14 protein-coding genes are annotated in these 19,165 nt (G+C 37.5%); all 14 read left to right on the forward strand.

Features of this window, described 5'->3' with window-relative positions; all coding sequences use genetic code 11:
* The first annotated feature begins 17 nt into the window (after positions 1 to 17).
* The 14 genes from H0Z29_07885 to H0Z29_07950 all read left to right on the forward strand — a co-directional run bounded on the left by H0Z29_07885 (position 18) and on the right by H0Z29_07950 (position 18,676).
* Positions 18 to 1,373, forward strand: a complete 1,356-nt coding sequence (locus H0Z29_07885; protein ID MBO8131418.1) for a type II/IV secretion system protein — start codon at positions 18 to 20, stop codon at positions 1,371 to 1,373.
* Positions 1,351 to 3,291 (forward strand): secretin and TonB N-terminal domain-containing protein, encoded by a 1,941-nt coding sequence (locus tag H0Z29_07890; GenBank protein MBO8131419.1) that lies wholly within the window; start codon positions 1,351 to 1,353, stop codon positions 3,289 to 3,291. Before H0Z29_07885 ends, H0Z29_07890 begins: the two co-directional genes overlap by 23 nt.
* Before the next feature lie 4 nt (positions 3,292 to 3,295).
* Complete coding sequence (locus tag H0Z29_07895; protein MBO8131420.1) at positions 3,296 to 4,429, forward strand: hypothetical protein; 1,134 nt, start codon at positions 3,296 to 3,298, stop codon at positions 4,427 to 4,429.
* Positions 4,430 to 4,438: 9 nt separating this feature from the next.
* Positions 4,439 to 4,969, forward strand: coding sequence for a hypothetical protein (locus tag H0Z29_07900; protein ID MBO8131421.1), 531 nt, complete (start codon positions 4,439 to 4,441; stop codon positions 4,967 to 4,969).
* 4 nt (positions 4,970 to 4,973) lie between these two features.
* Positions 4,974 to 5,465, forward strand: a complete 492-nt coding sequence (locus tag H0Z29_07905; GenBank protein MBO8131422.1) for a hypothetical protein — start codon at positions 4,974 to 4,976, stop codon at positions 5,463 to 5,465.
* Between the two features lie 10 nt (positions 5,466 to 5,475).
* Complete coding sequence (locus tag H0Z29_07910) at positions 5,476 to 6,216, forward strand: prepilin peptidase (GenBank protein ID MBO8131423.1); 741 nt, start codon at positions 5,476 to 5,478, stop codon at positions 6,214 to 6,216.
* A 245-nt stretch (positions 6,217 to 6,461) separates the two neighbouring features.
* Entirely contained in the window at positions 6,462 to 12,224 is a 5,763-nt protein-coding gene (locus H0Z29_07915; GenBank protein MBO8131424.1) for a hypothetical protein, read from the forward strand.
* Between the two features lie 58 nt (positions 12,225 to 12,282).
* Positions 12,283 to 15,603: a DNRLRE domain-containing protein gene (locus H0Z29_07920; GenBank protein MBO8131425.1), complete on the forward strand. Its 3,321-nt coding sequence runs from the start codon at positions 12,283 to 12,285 to the stop codon at positions 15,601 to 15,603.
* Between the two features lie 2 nt (positions 15,604 to 15,605).
* Positions 15,606 to 16,100, forward strand: a complete 495-nt coding sequence (locus H0Z29_07925; GenBank protein ID MBO8131426.1) for an energy transducer TonB — start codon at positions 15,606 to 15,608, stop codon at positions 16,098 to 16,100.
* A gap of 123 nt (positions 16,101 to 16,223) precedes the next feature.
* A complete protein-coding gene (locus tag H0Z29_07930) occupies positions 16,224 to 16,685 on the forward strand; it encodes a hypothetical protein (GenBank protein MBO8131427.1) in 462 nt (153 codons plus the stop codon).
* 232 nt (positions 16,686 to 16,917) lie between these two features.
* The gene (locus tag H0Z29_07935; GenBank protein ID MBO8131428.1) at positions 16,918 to 17,226 is read left to right on the forward strand and encodes a hypothetical protein; all 309 of its coding nucleotides are present in this window, start codon (positions 16,918 to 16,920) and stop codon (positions 17,224 to 17,226) included.
* A 44-nt stretch (positions 17,227 to 17,270) separates the two neighbouring features.
* Complete coding sequence (locus H0Z29_07940) at positions 17,271 to 17,765, forward strand: hypothetical protein (protein ID MBO8131429.1); 495 nt, start codon at positions 17,271 to 17,273, stop codon at positions 17,763 to 17,765.
* Positions 17,766 to 17,930: 165 nt separating this feature from the next.
* Positions 17,931 to 18,248 carry a hypothetical protein gene (locus H0Z29_07945; protein ID MBO8131430.1) on the forward strand — a complete coding sequence of 106 codons (318 nt, stop codon included), beginning with the start codon at positions 17,931 to 17,933 and terminating at the stop codon, positions 18,246 to 18,248.
* A gap of 2 nt (positions 18,249 to 18,250) precedes the next feature.
* A complete protein-coding gene (locus tag H0Z29_07950; GenBank protein ID MBO8131431.1) occupies positions 18,251 to 18,676 on the forward strand; it encodes a hypothetical protein in 426 nt (141 codons plus the stop codon).
* Positions 18,677 to 19,165: the final 489 nt, after the last annotated feature.

Raw genomic sequence — 19,165 nt, forward strand, 5'->3', positions numbered from 1 at the left:
AAAGGTAGCAGAGAAAGGTGGATGAGAATTTAATTAGAGATTTAGTTATCAGATATAATCTTCTTCCAGTTGGGAGGAGGGATAATTGTTTTTTGTTTGCGGCGGAAAACACTGATGATACTGAGCTAAGACGAGGTATTGAATTTATTCTTGGGACGAAAGTTGAGTTTGTCTACAGGACGAAGGAAGAAATTGAAAAGGGACTAAAGAGACTATATGGTGATGATAGACTTTATGGAGTTGTTGGGGTTAGTATTGAGGATGAGCACATAGAAGATAAGATGCCAACTGAAATAGTGTCTGAGTTATTGTTTAAAGCAGTTAGGTTACGGGCAAGTGATATTCATTTTGAATCGTCTCTATATGGGTTAAAGACTCGTTTCAGGATAGATGGATTACTTCAGAAAGGTCCAGTAATATCTAATGAATTGAGGAATGCGATTGTGAATCATATAAAAATTCTTGCAGATCTTGATATATCAGAAAAACGTCGACCACAGGATGGAAAATTTAACTTTACTTATGAGGGTAGGAAAATAGATGTTAGGGTGTCTACTGTACCTTCTGTTCACGGAGAAAAAGTAGTATTAAGATTATTGGACAAAAAAAGCTTAAACTTATCATTAAGTAGTCTTGGATTTTTAAAGGAACAGGAGGAATTATTTAAAAAATATTTGAATTTGAGACAGGGTATTATACTGGTAACGGGTCCCACAGGTTCAGGAAAAACAACCACTCTATATGCTGTGTTGAATTATTTGAATAGGGAGGAGGTTAATATAATGACCGTTGAAGATCCGGTAGAATATGAGTTGGATGGGCTGAACCAAACACAGGTGCACCCACAAATTGGATATACTTTTGCAAATGCTCTCAGGTCTTTTCTCAGACAAGATCCCGATATTATTCTCGTTGGTGAGATACGTGACGTTGAGACTGCTAAGATGGCCATAAGAGCAAGTCTTACCGGACATCTGGTTTTTAGTACATTACATACAAATAGCACTGTGGATACAATTGCAAGGCTGATAGATATGGATGTGCCATCTTATTTACTTGCTGCAACTTTGAAACTTATAGTCGCTCAGAGACTTATTCGGAAGATATGTCCAATTTGTAAAAACGGAAAAGAAGCAAAAAAATGTTCAAAGTGTAGCGGTACAGGATATTATGGCAGGGTTGGTATTTTTGAGATGTTGCCCATAACATACGACGTGCAGGAAGCAATAAAGAAGCAGTTACCGAAGAAGGAAGTCTACGAAATAATAAAGGATATGGGTATTTTCACATTTGAAAAGGTTATAGAATATTATATAAAAAATGGAATAACGACAAGAAGTGAGGTTGACCGTGTATTTTCTGAGGATTTATAAGATCGTTACAGTATCTTTAATATACGCCGTTTTAGTTGGACAGACTTCCCCGGATGCAGCGAATGTTGTGGTAAGTGAAAAGGTCTCTGAAAGTATAAGAAGGTTGGAGGCTCCTGATTCTAAGTGGTACTCGAGTATTGAGAGAGTGAATTTTAATGATGTTAGTATAAGAGATATATTGCAGTCTATCGCTGTGCAAAATAATTTAAATGTAATAGTTGATAATAGTGTAAAGGAGAAAATAGGTCTGAATCTAAACAATGTTACTGTATGGGAACTTATTACCTATCTTAGTGATGAATACAATTTAAGTCTCGAGTGGAAGGGAAATATTCTGGTTGTGAAAAAAAAGGCTGCTGAGGGAGAAGAGACGAAAAAAGAGCCTGACAACAGAAAGTTTAGCCTGAGCTTTCATGATTCGCTTTTAAGTATATATGCAAAAGATTACCCTTTAAGGGAAGCGATGGAGAAACTTTCCGAAGAATTGAATATTAATATTCTGGTTGATCAGGAGCTTGAGAAAAGAGTATCGGGAAGGTTGACTGGGTTGCCACCAGGAGTCTGTTTAAGGAATTTCCTTGAACATAATGGGCTGGGTATGATGAAGAAGGACGGCATAATATACGTTTTCGAGTCATTTCCACTTGTTGAAGGAAAGAAGGCCTATCGGTACAAGCAGTGGATTAATGTATCCGATGATGACAAGATATCCTTAAACATTGTAGATTGTCCTGTCGACTATGTTATTGATGAAATAGCAAAACGTACTGGGATCCCTATGATAAAGTACAGCAAGACTGATAAAAGTGTGACAGCTAAAATTGATAATTTGCCAATAGGCAAAACCCTTGAGATTCTGCTTAGGAATACTCCTCTTACTTATAAGTATGAAAACGGGACATATTTTATTGGGGATAGAAGGCTGAAGGGGATGGTAACGAACGAACTTATCAAACTCAAACATATAAAATCGGATGGGGTAATTGAATTACTTCCGCAGCCCATAAAAGAAAATGCTGAAATAAAAGAGGTTAAGGAGCTGAATGGAATAATGATAATTGCAACGAAGGATGTTATCGAAGATGCGAGGGAGTTTATGCGTCAGATAGATCATATAACGCCCCAGATATTGCTTGAAGCTGTTGTTGTGGATTATACTATCTCGGACATTGAGGAGTTTCGACTGAAATTTGGGTTGGACAAAGCTAAAGAGACATCTTCGGTAGATTTGTTTCCTTTTTTGGCAGGAACCATAACAAAAAAAGATTTGGAAAAAAGAGCACTTCCTTCTACTGGTCCATTTGGTTTTATTAGTAAGAACATAGGTGTGCTACCAATTGATTTTTATGTACAACTTAAAGCGATGGAAGAAGAAGGTTATGCTAAAATCTTGTCAAAGCCTCATATAGCAACTTTAAATGGGCATAAAGCGAGCATTTCTATAGCTACTACTCAATATTACATATTTGAGTCAGAAGTAATTATCCCTACAACGTCGCAGCCGACTACTCAGAAAACCCAGCGATTTGAGAAAATTACAGCTGAAATAAAGCTTGAGATAACGCCATGGATTAGCGCTGATGGTGATGTAACAGTTGATATACATCCTGAATTCAGTACTCCTATTGGCCAATTTAATCCGGAAATCCCCCCGACTATAAACTCAAGAATTCTTAAATCAACGGTAAGGTTAAAAGATGGGGAAACGATTGTGTTGGGGGGACTAATACAGGATTCTCAGAATGAGTCTAAATCAAAGTTTCCTTTTCTTGGAGATGTACCTATTTTGGGAGCTCTATTTAGAGGCTGGGGTATTAACAATCGGAATTCGGAACTTGTAGTTTATATAACGCCACACATAAATCAAGAACCGGTGAGTCTCGATTCTCTCATAGAGGGGGGTTACAGGAGAAAGTAAGTCTATGGTAGCTAAGCTCAGGAGTTCATTGGGTAGATTACCAACAAGGTGGCATTTCCTGGTATTGAACTATAAAAATGGGGAAGTAAAGGTTCAGTTGATTAGGGAGGGCTTGTTGTTTTCAAAGAAAGTTATTTTTGATAGTACGGTGGACAGCAGAGAGTTAAAGGCTTTCCTTAACAATCTGTGTAAAGTCGACCGTTCAATAGATCTCGACAACATGGAGGTAATAGTCTTTATAGATTATCCTCTATCAATGTATCGGCAGATAAAAATCCCTTCGCACGTAACAGATGGTAGACTTAGTGAAGTGATAGAAAGGAAGATAAGGCAAAGTGTAATGGGTTTGCCTCAAGAGGAGGAGCTTAGTGTTGCTTATTCAAAAGTGAAAGATAGCCCGGGTTTTTCGGTTTTCGAGGTATCCGTAGTTAAGGGAAAAATAATGAAAGAGCTAATTGAGAGTTTGGGCGAATATAGGCGGAGAGTTTCTCTTATAACATCAGCAAACCTGGCAGAGGCTCCTGAAGCTAATGATAAAAGTATGGGAAATGATGAAAGCATTGATATGTCGTGCTGCTTGAGCAGGCACATGAGGAGATTCTGGAGGTTTAACCATGTGGATAAAGCAACAAGAGAGGATGTGCCAAAGAGAAGGAGTGCAGTTATTTTGGCCAGGCTTACCGTATTGTGGCTGGGGGTAATGGCGATTATATTCCTGTGTAGTTCTGGCATTGGATGGATGTTTTCATATAGTAATCGGAAACTGGTAGAAAAGTTGTCTAACAGTAAAAGGTCTATCTCGATGTATATGAATTTACTGGGCAAGAGAGATTCCCTGGTAAGGGAGGTTGAGAAATATAGCCATGTATCTCGATTGAGAAGCTCTAACTCATGGATAATATATCAACTGGAGAAAACTTTGCCTGCTTCTATATATCTGAGTAAGATAATGATTGAAAGTAAGGACAGCACAGGGAGTAGAGTTGAAATGTCTGGAGTTGTGGAAGAAGAGAAAGACCTGTTCAGAACTATGGAGGAGCTTGGTAACATGGAGTTCATTAGGGACCTGGAACTGAAACGGTTGACTAAAAAGGGCCAGGGGCAAAGTCAATTTGAGCTTGAAATGTATATAGAGTAGGTGTATATAATGAGGTTATCCAGGATACACCTTGCAATATTATTGTTTGAAGTTGTTGTGTTTATATGGATTGCAAGCCTTTCGTTGAGTTTAGTGGCAAAGAAATACAAAGTGTATAGATCGAATAGAGAGAAGTTGCTGAAATACAATAGCAGTTCAATTGATTTGAAAGGCCTGGAAGGAGAGATAGATTCGTTGAAGGCTTTCCTGAGAAAAACGAGAAGGATTGTTTCGGAGAAAACAGGTCAGGGGGCTATATTATCGAGAATACAACTCATTGCTGAGAGATCTAACATAAAATACATAGACCATATAAGACCACTGGGGGAGTATGTGAATGGCGATATGATATTGAGTCTTTTCGAGTTAAGTTTCAAAGGTCCGTATGGTTCTGTGATGAAGCTTATCTGTGGACTTGAGAAATCTAGTCCCCCTTTTATTATGCGAGAGGTGACTTTTACACCTCTTACCTCAAAGCGGCGACATATAATAAAAGCATCAGTAGTGGTAATGTATCCTGAATTGTCAGGGAGCAGGTAAATAAATGACAAGGGTAAAGTTGAAAAAGATACACATAGTTTTGTCAATAGGAGTGTTTATAATTTGGTTTTTGGTTGTCAGAAGATTTACTTCCTATTCTGAAAAGTACGGTACAGAACCGCGTTTTACTTATGGTAGCAGGTTCGTACCGAAGTTTATTACAGTGGGGTTTACGGAAAGGGAAAATTTCTTCTATGATAGTACTGTCCGAAATCTTTTTTTACCTGCAGGTGTCGGCTTGGAGGTTAGAAGCGATACTGTCTTGACAGGTGATAAAAGTATTAGTAAGACGCCTGTTGTGGATTTCAAAGTGAGTGGAATTCTGTATAGTAAAGGAAACCCGCTGGTGATTATTCAGGACGACCTTTATGGCAGAAGCTTTTTTCTTACAGTTGGTGATACGATTAGGGACTTTAAGTTACTAAAGACTTATCCTGATTCGGTCATTTTTGAGGCTTTTAATGGGGATAGGGTAAAGTTAACGGTAGGCAGGTGAGGTTATTGTAGTGAATGTATTGAATTTTGTTTTTCCAGGGGCTTTAGGGGCTATTTCCGGTAGTTTTTTGGCTACGGTAATTTACAGGTTGCAGCGGGGTATTTCTCTGGTTGGTAGGTCAAAGTGTCCTTACTGTGGTTGTGTAATACAGTTTTATAGGAATGTGCCAATTCTAAGTTTTTTGTTTCAGAAAGGTAGGTGTGCTTACTGCGGACATAAGATTTCGCTTTTATACCCTGTGGTTGAGCTAGTAGGTATGATATTATGGATATGGGCATTTGGATGTCTGGATGTGGAAAACGCGATTTTGTTTGTATGGGTGTCATCTGTATTGATAGTTATAGGATTTATTGATGGAGAGTATCTGAAAATCCCTCTATTTCTGATGTTGCTCGCAGCATGTGGCATTTTTGTGGCTGTGGTGGTGGGCGCTCTGGAATGGAGGATGGTTCTGGTAGGGGGAGTGTTTGCATTTGTGTTTCTATCCGGTGTAAGGGCTATGTATTACAGAATAAGGGGTGTGGAAGGGCTTGGATTTGGGGATATACTTCTGGGAACTTTAATTGGAGGCTGGTTGGGAGTCAGAGGGTTTTTGTTCGTGATTATTGCAAGTTCGACTATGGGGTTGATGTGGTTTATTCTGGTATCGATAAGATGTGGTTGGGATCGGAACAGGAAGATTCCTTTCGGAACATTTATGTCTGCTATATCCATTTTTTACGTTGTAATGAAATTTTATTTTATTAAGTAATAGTCGTAATATTTATATGATAATATATAGTAAAACCTTATATTATTAAATAATTTAGATTTTAAAATTAAAAATTGATTTTTGTAGTAATTTTGATAAAATAAAATCAAGATGATGGGGGATTTGAATAAAAAAGTTTACTTGGAAAAAAGGAAGTAAATTCAATTTACTTCCTGCGGCGTTTTTATAAGTAAATAAGGAAAAAATTGATTGTAAACCCTTTGTATAGTAAATGGGGGGTAAAAATGAGATTTAATCCTTTTTTATTGATCAGGGTATGCTTTGTAATTGTTATTGTAATGGTAGAATTTTTGTCTGCTGCTGATCCTTCTCCTTCTGCTTCTGCTGCTCTAGATGTCAAAACCTTTGTTCTAGATCCAGATTTTAAGGGATTGGCTTCTAATAGCGTGAATTTGTTTACCGGTGATGTCTGCCTTCCTTTGAGGCTGGTGTCTGTTTCTGGACCTAATGGGCTGGGAGTTGATGTGTCCATAGTGTACAATAGCAATGTTCAGGGTGTTGTTAATACATGGAATCTTGAAGCTCCTACTGGTGTGTTGGGTCTGGGGTGGACTTTTGATTATAATAAGATTATTGTTGATAACAAAGGTACAGGTACAAGAATGGATGATGAATTTTACCTGGTGATGAATTTTTCAACCAGTAGAATGATGAGGAATGGTAAGAATAAAGATGGATCATATAATTTTGTTCTGGAGGAATATAAGTTCTGGAAAATAAGGTATTATCCTGATGATGAGAGGTGGGAAATTATAGATGAAAATGGAATCAAAACAATTTATGGAGGGACAAGTGAATATCCGTCGTCCATTCAGTATATAGTGAGGTGGGGTAACTGGATAGGGAATAGTGCAGTTACGGAGGGACAGGAAAGACAAGCGATTGTGTGGAACATCTCCGCTATGGTGGATATATTCGGGAACAGAATAACTTTTGCATACTCAAATGTGGAGAGCCAGGTTGGTGCTGGAGGGTTGGCTAATACAGAGGCTTCCTATCTGAGTTCGATTGATCTTCCTGATGGCAGAAGTATAAGGTTTGTATATGGAGAAAAATTCCCTGCGGAGTACATGGAGCCACATACGGAGAAAGCTGAACCTGATGCGTATCAGGAAAGGTATGAAAGAAAGTTCTTGGATTATATAGAGATCAGAGGTAAAGGTAATAACAGGATTTCCTCGATTGATTTTGTGTATTATGATCATGAGTCATTTTTAAACTATAATACGAATAGGGAAAAGAGGTTGTTAAAATCTATAGTGAAGAGGGATAAAACCGGTAATAGCTTGCCTTCGATTAGTTTTGAGTATTATCAGAGCGGTACCTTCAAAGGGTTTCTTAAGTCCGTGACGTTTCCGGAAGGAGGTAGTGTTACTTATTCCTATACAGCTAAAGTGGTAGGATATTCGGATAGGGATTTAACAATTTCTGCTCCAGTACAGGCCGAAGGGAGCGTTACTTTTAAGAAACCCAGGGTATGGCTAGGTGATGACTATGTTGTTGTTACGTGGCTGGAATCGAATGCTAATGGAGGCATTTACAGAAAGGTTATTATTGAAATTTATCAGTGGGATGGAAGGTGGGTCAAATATTATTTTGGTAAGATATTTTTGAATGAGAATGATAAGACGGAAAAAAATTATGAGAAGATTCAGATTGCGACCGAAAGGGACTTTATAGCGGTACTTTATCCTAAAAATCCTCAAAATTATAAACACATTCACTGGATATTACAAACGTTTCTCCGTAAGAAGCGGTTCGGTTGGGATTGGTATTTTTATAGTTACTTGTTTTACGATGATATCTCGTTTCAAAAATATGATAAAGAAATCCCTATGTTGATTTCAGGTAATAATTTTATTGCGGTCATAGGGCAAAGATATGGAGAGATCTACAGGTATATGATAAAAGGAGATATTGACTACAATAAAAAATATTTTGAACGAAGGGATACTGGTGATGATATAGATTACTATGGGGCAGGGACTAATAACTATTTTCTTTTTCATAAACAGAGGTATGATGATGAGTTGTATTTCTACTATCTGGATGAGTTATTAAACTGGCACGAAGTGGTCATAAGCTCTCCGGGCTTTGATGCCGGAAATGGAAATTACTGGCATGCAAACAACAACTGCATAGTTGGTATGCTTAATGGCACTGGAGAGAGAATTTACTGGTGGGACGAGAATTTTAATATAAAGTCACCTTTTGAAATTCCAGGGATTAATGATAAATCCGAAGTTTACTTTAATGGTCCCCTGGTGAGTTTAATCGGCTATGGTTACGGTTTGTTTTATAGATATGATGGACAGCGGTGGAGGTCTAAAGATTTTTCGTGTACTTCTGGTTCGTTTCATTACTGGATGTCGTCGGGCGAGGATTTTGCTCTCAAAAAAGATGGGACGAAAGATCAGAAGCATTACTGGAGAAGATTGGTTTTTGACCCTAACGATACTTCTTCGCCGTGGAAAGTAACCAATATTTCTCATGAATATCAGTCGCCAGCTGCTGAAGCTGGTATAAATTGTTATTTGTTTGGTAACACAGTGTACTATAGAAATAATGATGGTAATTTTAGTAGCATTTACACATTGCCCGATTATGATGGTGAGGGGCTATATGGTGTAGACTACACTACTGTTAGATTTGGTAGGAGGTTCCTGAAATATGATTATAATGATAATGGCTCTGTGACCACAAGAGTTGTGATTTTCAAAAACGGAGAATTTTACTCTTTAGGTTCCGCGGACTATGGTGTCAGTAATTGGGAACAGAGCACTTTGCTTACTGGAGAAGATTGTTTTTTAACCAGTCACTATATTGATATCAAAGATACTGATAAGCTGAGACTATATAAGGTATTGAACTATAAATATAAAGGGAAGCAGGATGATTATCCGTGCAGTTCTATCACGTTGAACACGGGTTATCAATCAGTTAAGACCTATTTTTCTTATAACTCTTCCACAGCAACTTATGATCCGACAGGCAATGTTGCTCAATACAATGAGGTAACCGTCAGGGTAGGAGATGGATATGGTTATACAAAGAAATACTTTATGAATGGTTTACCTTCTGATAAAGTCTCAGAGCCATATCCTTCAGAGGGTACCAACATGGAAGATTACCATCGGTTGTTGAAAGGGGTAAACTATTGTACGAAGCTGTACAGCGATAGTGATATTCTGATATCGAAGACCGTTGATTACTGGAATGTTTACGAAAAGGATGGAGGGTATTACTCTCGACTTGTTAAAAGAATAACCACGTTAGATGGTGTTAATGTGGTAACCGAATATAAATATAATTTGGATAACTGGCTTGTGAATAAGATAATAGAGACAAATTCAGATGGTGCCAGTAAAACGACTGAAATACGGTATGCTTTTGAAATTGGTAGCTATGCTGACATGAAAGATCGTAATATGTTGAGCCAGGTATTTCAGCAAACTGTGTATGATGGAGCAGATGAGATTTCAAAGGCAAGGTCCTCTACCGTGATTACTTATAAGGATTGGGGAGGTGGTAAATGGGCGTCATACAGAACGTATTCCTGGTTGGAAGACAGAGGGGAAGGTATGAGCCTTCCAGTTTTTGATTTTATTACTCCTCCCGGGGATAGTGAGTGGAAACTTATATCTGAGATAGCGAAGCGGGATGACCGGGGAAACGTTGTGGAGAGCAAGAATGCGAATGGTATTTATACAACCACGAAGTGGGGGTATAATGGATTTCTGCCAGTGGCTAATTTTACAAATGCCAGGGATAATGAAACGTTCTATGATGGGTTTGAAAGTGGGAATTTCTCAGGGCAATTCCCCGGGTGGGGATATCATAGCGTGGGGGCGACAGAGGTAGGGATTTCCTCAGAAGAGTCACATAGTGGTATGTTTTCGTTGAAATTTGATAAGAAGGATAATAAGTGGTCGGGAGTGTACATGAACAGTCCGTATATTGATGTTAATGAGGGTGAGAAATGGACAATAGTTGCATGGTATAAGTGTAGACATGGAAGATATGCCTACATTAACTGGTATGACCAGACTAATCAAAAGAGTTATTTGAAGACTCAAGAGGGAACAGGCGAATGGGAAATGATAAAGCATACTATTGAAGCGCCTCCTGGTTGCGGGAAATTGCGTGTATACTTATACGGTCACAAAGGTTCAGAAAACTCTCCAATTTATTATGACGATGTTATAGTATATCCAGAGCGGTCTCTGTGCACATATTCTGTTTACAATCCAGAGACCTTCCAGATACTTGCCACGGCAGATGAAAATGGGGTGACGACGTTCTATAAGTATGATTCTTTTGGTAGGTTGAGGGAAGTGTGGGATGATGATAATCAGCTGTTGAGCAGCCACGAATACTATTTTTCCAAAAGTGGTAATGATGGAGTTTTCAATCAGGATGATCCTAATTTCAGTAGGGAAAAAAGGGTTTCTGTGAATAGTTTTCATGAGGGTTTCCAGTATATAGGCTCCCCCGAAGGCAATGGGTGGAGTATCTATGATCCTTCGGGGAGTATTGAGATTATATATGACGATGTATTGAAATCAAAGGTTATGCATGCTGAGTCGGGCGAGGGTACTGGTTTTGGAGTGAAATATCCATCCGATGGAAGTCTTGATATCAGGGAGAATCATATATGGTTTAAAGTAAAATCCGTTGAGAATTTTATATTTTACGTCAGAATTAAGACAAAGGATGGAGATTTATATTACACAAGATACGAGCCAAATGATGGCTCACCTCATGTTTCCGGTAAATATGTATATCACTACCTGGGTAGCAACTTTAGAGATGGTAACTGGCATCTGGTAGATAGAAATTTAATTGATGATTTTAGTCTGTCCGGTAAGGAGTTTGAAAGCGTTGTAAACTTTTGCATCAGAGGAGGGGATTATTATATAGATGATATTAGATTGACTGACAGACCGATAATAACAACTTCGTATACAGATGGAATTGGACGGGTGATTCAGACGCAGGTTGTAGATGGGGATTATGATATTATCAATAAGAAAGAATATAATGAGATTGGGAAGGTTTATAAGAAGTATCACCCTAAAAGGTATTATAATGCAGACCATGATTATTATTCATGTACGCCGGTGAAATATGAACTATACACTTATTGTAATGATCCACTTGCGAGGGTATACAAAGTTACTCATCCTGATGGTACTTATATACAGTATGAGTATGGGAAGGAGACTGACAATGGGTGTGAGTATTTTGTTACCACTGTAATTGATGAAAATGGAAAGAAGACAAAAACCTATGTGGACAAGTTTGGGAATACCCGAAAGGAAATCCATGCTCTTGGTACTTCTGATGAGATTACGGTAACATATACTTACGATATACTGGGGAATCTTCTGGAGATTATTGATCCTAGGGGACTGGTTACATCTATGGTGTATAATACTATGGGGCAGTTAATAAGTAAAACAACTCCTGATGCAGGAACAGTTCATTATGTCTACGACTATATGGGAAACCTTGTTTATTCGCAGGATGCTGAGCAGAATCTTTGTCACTCCTTTACAGTGTATCGATATGATTCTTTTGGGAGGCTGGTAGAAGTTTCTGTAGAGGATGATTACAATTTTTTGTGGTCTGGAACGAACTATCCATTACTTGAGCACATTTCATATTTTGGGACGTATAGCGATGAGGTGACGATTAAGAATTATTATGACAGTAACTATCTGGGTGAGGAGCCTAACTATTGTCGTGGGAGGTTGACAAAAACTATTGAGAAAGAGAGCGAGACTACGACTTATTACGCTTATGACAAATATGGGAATATTGTAACAAAGAGGATACATATTCCTGGAATGTCTCAGGACAAGGTGATTCGGCATGTGTATGATTGTATGGGTAGAGAGATTGTAACAGAATATCCTTCGGGTGTAATTTTGATTAATACATACAATCACCTGGGTCAGTTGAAGGATATAAAGATGTCGGATTAGAGAGAGTGATAGATAGTAGGTGCATTGTTATTTTTTATTTAGGGCGGAGGAAGTGAAAATGAGAAGCTTATCTTTAGTGCTCATAATTGCCATTTTTGAGATAATTTCTTTGGGAGCGGGAGAGAGAGGTTTTTTTGAGGGGGACACTTCGAGTCTATCGACTTTGTCCCGGAGAGCGTCGCGAGTGAAGAGGAGGGAATTGAAGTCTCATAGAACATATTTCAGTAAGAGTTATTTGAATTCTGATGGTACAGTGACGATAGAGATAAGCAGTGGGTATATACATTACAGGGATGAAAAGGGAGAGTTTCATGAAATAGAGAGGGATTTTCGCAAGGTAGAAGGTAATAAGAGGGTTTATGGAGTAAAACGGGGATTGTTTCGTGCATATATTTCGGGTGATGTGGGTGATGATTATATTATGAGGTTTGAGACGCGGGATGGTGATAGCTTTAGGGCGAAGGTATTGTCAATGGGATATATGGATATGAGGAGTCGAAGGTATGTTGAGATAGCGAGATTTAATCCTGACAGTATTTCCGCAGTAGGTAATAAGGTTTACTGTTATAATGCATTTCCGGGGATAGATATAGTATATGAGTACATGGATACACGTTTGAAAGAGAGAGTTGTGCTTGGTGAGTCAGCCCGGAGGGATTTACCATCTCCTGTTGATTTTGGGATACCGTTGCGGCAGGCGTTGCTGGTTATTAAACTGAGGTTTGAGGTTAGTGAAGGTGTTGAAGCTTTTGCTGGTGGGAAGAAGATTTCGAAAGGTAGGAGGAAGGGTAGGTTAAGGAGAATGGTATTTGATGTTCCTTATGATGGAGAGAACAGGATTTTTTTCTGTGATGTTCGGAGTCGTGTCAGGTATTTTCTTGAGAGGGATGTGGCTTTTGAGAGGTCAGACGAGGATAGTGTAGGTGGGATCAGATCATGGTGTTTGATGAGGAGGCTGGTTTATACGGAAGGTGGTAGAAATTATATTTTGACGGGGGTTCCGTATGAGTGGATAGCGAGCAGGGATAGGGGAGTGATAGAGCTGGATCCTTCGGTTTCAATACAACCGCCGACGCATGATGTGTGGATAGAGTATGGTAAAAGGAACAATTTCAATAGTTATTCCCAGCTTCGGATAGGGCGTCAGGATGGATGGCCGTGGAAGAGGAGTCTTGTAAAGTTTGATTTGAGTGCAATTCCGGAAGATGCCGAGATAACTTCTGCTAAGATTATGCTGTATTTTTACGGGGCATACGGGAGAAATAAGATTTCGAGGTATGTTAAGTGTCATCAGGTGCTCAAACCCTGGGCGGAGGAGTATGCGACGTGGTATAACTATGGTCCCGGACCGACATGGAATACTCCAGGAGTTGGATTTGATAATGTTGATGCTAAGTCACAACCTGAGGATTGTCATTTCTGGTACAAGGACTATGGGTGGAAGGTATATTATATTACGAACCTTGTTCGTAGGTGGGTGAGTGGTGAAGCAGAGAACTATGGAGTGATATTCTGGGCGGTAGATGAGGATGATTATACCAACGGAGATGAGAAGCGATGTTATTCATCGGAGTATACGGGAGATGTAAACAAGAGGCCGAAGCTTGTGGTTACATGTAGCTCCAGATACATTGCAAAGTATAGTTATAACGTTTATGGCAGGGTATCTCGTGTAGAGTATGGAAATAGGATGGTGGAGATAAACAGTTATGAAAACAACAGGGGATGGCTTAAGAGGCGTACGTACAGAAGGTATGAGGAGGGTGAGAAGTATCGTATGGAGGTTACCTCTTTTGATAATGTTGGTAATATTCTTAGTATTAAGGATTCATATGGTAATCATACGTATGAGTATGATAATCTATATCGGCTTGTATCATATACAGGGCCTGATGGTAGTGTGAGGGAATATTCATATGATAGAAATGGTAATATAACAAGGATGGGAGATAGGACTTTTAGTATATCGAGTACGAGTAATAGGATAACGAGTAGTGGCTATAGATATGATGCAAATGGAAATATGACGAGGCATAACGGTCGTCTGGTAGAGTATAATTGGCGGGGACAGATGGTAAGATACGTTCTTGGTTATAATATTAATTCTTCTTATGATTCTTTTGGTCAGAGGGTAAAGAGGGAGTTTTATATTGAGTGTGTTTATTACATTACTTCTGGTCAGAACGTTCTTGAGGAGTATAATAAGAAACAGGAGCTGGAGGCATTACACATATATAATGGTATTTCAAGGATAGCGACGATAAAGGGAGGGAATATATACTATGTCTGTCAGGATCAGGTGATGAACTCAAGAGCGATTGTTGATGATGTGGGGAGTGTAGTACAGGAGAGGAGTTATTATCCATATGGAGAGAAGCGTGCGGCGAGTGGTAATATATCGAAATATCAATATAGTGGTAAGGAGGAAGATCCTAACGGGTTATATTATTTCGGTGCCCGATACTACGATCCATCTATAGGTCGCTGGTTAACATGCGATCCTGCGGGTCAGTTTCATAGTCCATATTCATATTGTGGTAATAATCCACTGGTTTTTGTGGATCCGGATGGGGAGTGGATACAATTTGTAATTGGGGCTATGATTAATGTAATTTTAAATGCTCCTAATATCGATGATTGGAAGGATTTTCTTGGCTATGCGGCTATTGGTGCATTTGGTGCAGGTATAGGGATGTTCGGAACTCCTGCGAATTGGACATTAAACACAGCGATTGGTGCCGTGCAGGGTGGTATAGTGCAAGGTTTGAATTCCTCATTGACAGCAAGAAGCTGGGATGCTTTTGGTAGTGGTTTTAAATCGGGAGCAATTGCCGGTGGTATTGCTGGTTTTATGACCAGTGAGGCAACAATAAATTTTCTACGTGGTGATGGATTTGTGAATAATGAAACGTTGTTTAATAGGTGGAATGATGGCTCCATCGAAGGATACAAGAGAATAGCAGAGAGGTTTGGGGATGGGGAATTTGTGAGTTCGGATCATCCTATTTGGGATCAGCCCAATATTAGTGATGGAGGTAGAGCGATGACGAATAGAATTACAGGTAAGATATATTATAATGAAAATGCATTTAAGGACGGATATCATATGTTTTTAGAAGTTTCTGGGAAAGAAAAATGGCTGTCAAATATGGTAAGGAGTGGGCAGTTGCCAGCTGAATGGACAAACGCTGAGGTCCTGAGTTTTAAGTATCTTTACAAAAATTATGGTTTGATTCATCCTTCTAGTTCACCGATGGATTTATGGTTTACATCTAACAGATTTTTAGTGGACCTTTATACGGGCCGGTATTGTGGGGAGTCTTATTTTTGGAAAAGGAGGTGGTTTGATTGGATTTATCGAATTCCCAGGAGGTACTAATAATGAGTATGAAGAAAATATTTATTTTGTTTCTAATTATGATTTTAATTGGTGAAGTAAGAATTTCAGGTTTGCCTCAGGAGGAAAATGAAGGCTATAAGGCTATGATTAAATTTATAAATGAAGATGGAGAGACGGTCTATCATCCACATCCATATCTCTTTAATTTTGATTCATTAGATTCGAACTATGCGAATGTTGTTAGAGAATTAAGATGTAGAATTCCTCCGGATTTACGTAGAGAATTTAAAAGTAAATCAATGGTAATTGTTGTTGGACTGAGCCCCAGGAGTAAGGTGGATACTGTTTATGTTTTGATATCCTCTGGTTCAGAGGATATTGACTCTATTGTTATACGTACGGTTTACAATTGTAAATTTTACTATCCATTATTGAAAAGGAGTAAGGATCGTGTTTACATGTCGATCCCAATCTTGAGAGAAGATATTATTTGTAGAAGGAAGAGGTTTTGGGATTTTCTAAAATTTTTTAAATAGTGCTTTTGCAATATCTGAGGAGAATGTGTATACATAATACCATATTGTTCGGAATATGAAAGTTTAATATCGGGAAGCTGGTAAATGGGATTGGATATATAGAATACCAAGGAGGTATTGATTATGAGGAAGTTATTAATAATTGGTTTTGTTATAATTGTTTTTGTCATTTTAAGATCACAGGAGTATCTGGTTTATCCTGATGTGCATGATTATGTAATGCCTTATAGTCAATTTGTGGAGATAAATGATTCTGTGAATGCTCATTTATCAGATGATCTGTGTAGGTTATTCAAAGAGGAGTATGCTATCCTCAGCATTGGTATAGATTCAAGTGGGTCAGTTGATACTGTGTCTATCGTATCAAGTTCGGGTTCTTCTATGATCGATAGCATTCTTGTGTTTGTAATTTCAGGTTTCAAATTTAATTACCCTATTAAGTATATGAGGGCTCGTGGTGAAGAGGGAAAGTTGTTTTCTAGAAATGTTGTGATAATGAAACAAATGGTGTGTAAAAAAAGGGGATATTTTGAAAAGAAATTGAAATTCTGGGAGAAATTTAAGAAGATATGGAGACGGGATTGAAGGATAATTTTGTTATAATGATCCTGTCAATAATAGGGTAGCATAATAGCAGTTTTATTGGCGGTTATATAAAAATGTGGATATACTCCTGGAAATGAGATTTTTTCTACCAATTACCGGGAAAATATTGAATATATTAATGTTTTTAGCGCTCTTTTTTGTTTATAGTTTTGAACAAGATAGTTTGTTCACTAAGCAACATTACCTGCCTGTTCCTTATATAAAAGGAGGTATGAGGAGATTTAGCGAATTAATAGTAAAGCAATTGGACCCTGAATTGTTAAATGGAATAAGAGATACAATTATTATATCGCTGTTGGTAAATCGTTCGGGTAAAGTAGACAGTGTATGTATGCTGAATTCAACAAATTTTGATAAGTTGGACATCATGATTATAGAGGCTTCGTACAATGTAGAATTTATTTATCCAGATACTTCCATACTCAAGCAGGATCGGATATGGATCAATTTGCCTTTGTTTTTCACCGGTGCAAGAGATGGAGTGTCGGTTTTTGATAAATTAAGGTTCTGGAAACGTTGAGAATGTTAGCGCCGAGTACGTGGAATACAAAAGAAGTATTAAAAATGAAAGTTAGAAAAGCAATTTCGATATCATTTATTGTAATTTTCCTTTACTTGAATGTCGATGCTGATGATAATCACGGTCATTTTGACAGTTTTATAGTATGTTGTTATGATGAGCCAGGTTATAAAGCTTATATCGTTCAATTCCACTTAAAGGCTGGGGAAGAGTTTTTGATATTACCAGACACAACCACGGTGTATTCAATATATTTTCTATCAGAAACTGGTGATACTTTACGGAAAGGTGAAAATATTAATGCTTTATATTCAATGGGATATAACATGGGTATAATAAATGTAGCAACATGCCCTAACAGTGAATATCATATTTGTAGAAGAGTAGAGGGTAAAGAATACTGGTTTTATCTCACAATACCTATTCCAAAAGAAGAAAATGTAAGCTTCATCGTATTTAATCTGACGGTAAAAGTAAAAATTAATGAAGTGGTCAGTAGAAAGACGTTTCATACAATGTTATCATTGAGTGTAAAATAACAAAACAATAAGCATGATATAATGCGTTATCAGATATATTTGAATTAACGAAATAAATAATTTGAAGGATACAGAAGAATAGCAGAAAGTTTTGGGAAGGGAGAATTTGTTACTTCGGATGATCCTTTATGGAATCAGCCCAATATTAGTGATAGAGGTGGAGGGATGACGAATAGATATACAGGTGAGATATTTTATAATGAAAATGCATTTAAGGACGGATATCATAAGTTTTTAGAAGTTTCTGCGAAGGAAAAATGGTTGTCAAATATGGTGAAAAATGGTGTGCTGCCTGAGAATTGGCTTGATGCGGAAGTATTAAGCTATAGATATGTATATAGAAATCAAGGACTTGTTTCACCTTATAGTAATCCACAATTTTTATATTATAAATCTATAAATTATATTCGTAGTGAAAGGACTGATTTAATATGGGGAACAAAATGGTGGCATTTCGTTTATAGGATATCTAGGAGGTATTAAGTATGAGGTATATCAAAATTGTTTTATTATTTATTGTATTTTTCATGGACGTTAAGTTACTAATTTCCCAGAAATTTATTGGTGGTGATCCATATGAAAGTGTTTTACCTGACAGCTATCATGAAGCATTAAATGATAGTATAAAAAAATATTTACCTGAATATCTTTATAAAGATTTTAAAGAAAGATTAGTTGTTATTAATATAAGATTAATTTTTCCAGGAGTGGTTGATACAGCTTCTATTTTAAAATCATCTGGTTCAGCAATTATAGATACAATACTAATATCCGTAATATCAAAAATGAACTACAATTATCCGGAAGCTTTAAAGAATTTTGATTATATCTCGTTATCTATACCAATACTCAAAAGAAACGTTATTAGTAATAATGATAAGTTGTGGAAATTTGAAAAGTATTTTAAATAAACTTTTTTGTGAGAAAATATTAAAGATATTTGTGAATGTTAATTACAAAATATCAAGCGAAGTCTATAATAGCATTTTTACATTGAACTATTTTTATAAATTGTTGGGTGATTATATGTTGAATCTATTATATGGTGCTTTTCCAGCTAATAGTACAACATAATACTTGTAGGAGAAATAGGGTGATAACACTTTTATTTATAGTATACCAGAATGGGGTATTAAATCGGTTCTATTCAGGCTGGATATTAAGGTCAAATCGGATGGAATTTTATGTCGGGAGACTGTTTCTACTATTATAGATCTGGAGTAAGAGGATGTAAATTTGACTTGGTATTAGACACCTCTTGTGTTTGTTCCAGCCGGATCATGAGTTCCAGATCATTGGCAGATGAGTACGATAATGGATTATAACGAATGGCATTGATAATCTGCAATATAAGAGAGCTCTCTTTGATATTAGATAGGGTTTTTGAATTTTTTATATGA

This window comes from Candidatus Neomarinimicrobiota bacterium, from assembly GCA_017656425.1.
Classification (GTDB): Bacteria; Fidelibacterota; UBA2242; order UBA2242; family B5-G15; genus JACDNV01.

Coding starts and splice junctions, on each gene's coding strand:
- H0Z29_07895 (MBO8131420.1), top strand. CDS start 3,296: ATGGTAGCTAAGCTCAGGAGTTCATTGGGTAGATTACCAACAAGGTGG.
- H0Z29_07900 (MBO8131421.1), top strand. CDS start 4,439: ATGAGGTTATCCAGGATACACCTTGCAATATTATTGTTTGAAGTTGTT.
- H0Z29_07905 (MBO8131422.1), top strand. CDS start 4,974: ATGACAAGGGTAAAGTTGAAAAAGATACACATAGTTTTGTCAATAGGA.
- H0Z29_07915 (MBO8131424.1), top strand. CDS start 6,462: ATGAGATTTAATCCTTTTTTATTGATCAGGGTATGCTTTGTAATTGTT.
- H0Z29_07920 (MBO8131425.1), top strand. CDS start 12,283: ATGAGAAGCTTATCTTTAGTGCTCATAATTGCCATTTTTGAGATAATT.
- H0Z29_07925 (MBO8131426.1), top strand. CDS start 15,606: ATGAGTATGAAGAAAATATTTATTTTGTTTCTAATTATGATTTTAATT.
- H0Z29_07930 (MBO8131427.1), top strand. CDS start 16,224: ATGAGGAAGTTATTAATAATTGGTTTTGTTATAATTGTTTTTGTCATT.
- H0Z29_07935 (MBO8131428.1), top strand. CDS start 16,918: ATGAGGAGATTTAGCGAATTAATAGTAAAGCAATTGGACCCTGAATTG.
- H0Z29_07940 (MBO8131429.1), top strand. CDS start 17,271: ATGAAAGTTAGAAAAGCAATTTCGATATCATTTATTGTAATTTTCCTT.
- H0Z29_07945 (MBO8131430.1), top strand. CDS start 17,931: ATGACGAATAGATATACAGGTGAGATATTTTATAATGAAAATGCATTT.
- H0Z29_07950 (MBO8131431.1), top strand. CDS start 18,251: ATGAGGTATATCAAAATTGTTTTATTATTTATTGTATTTTTCATGGAC.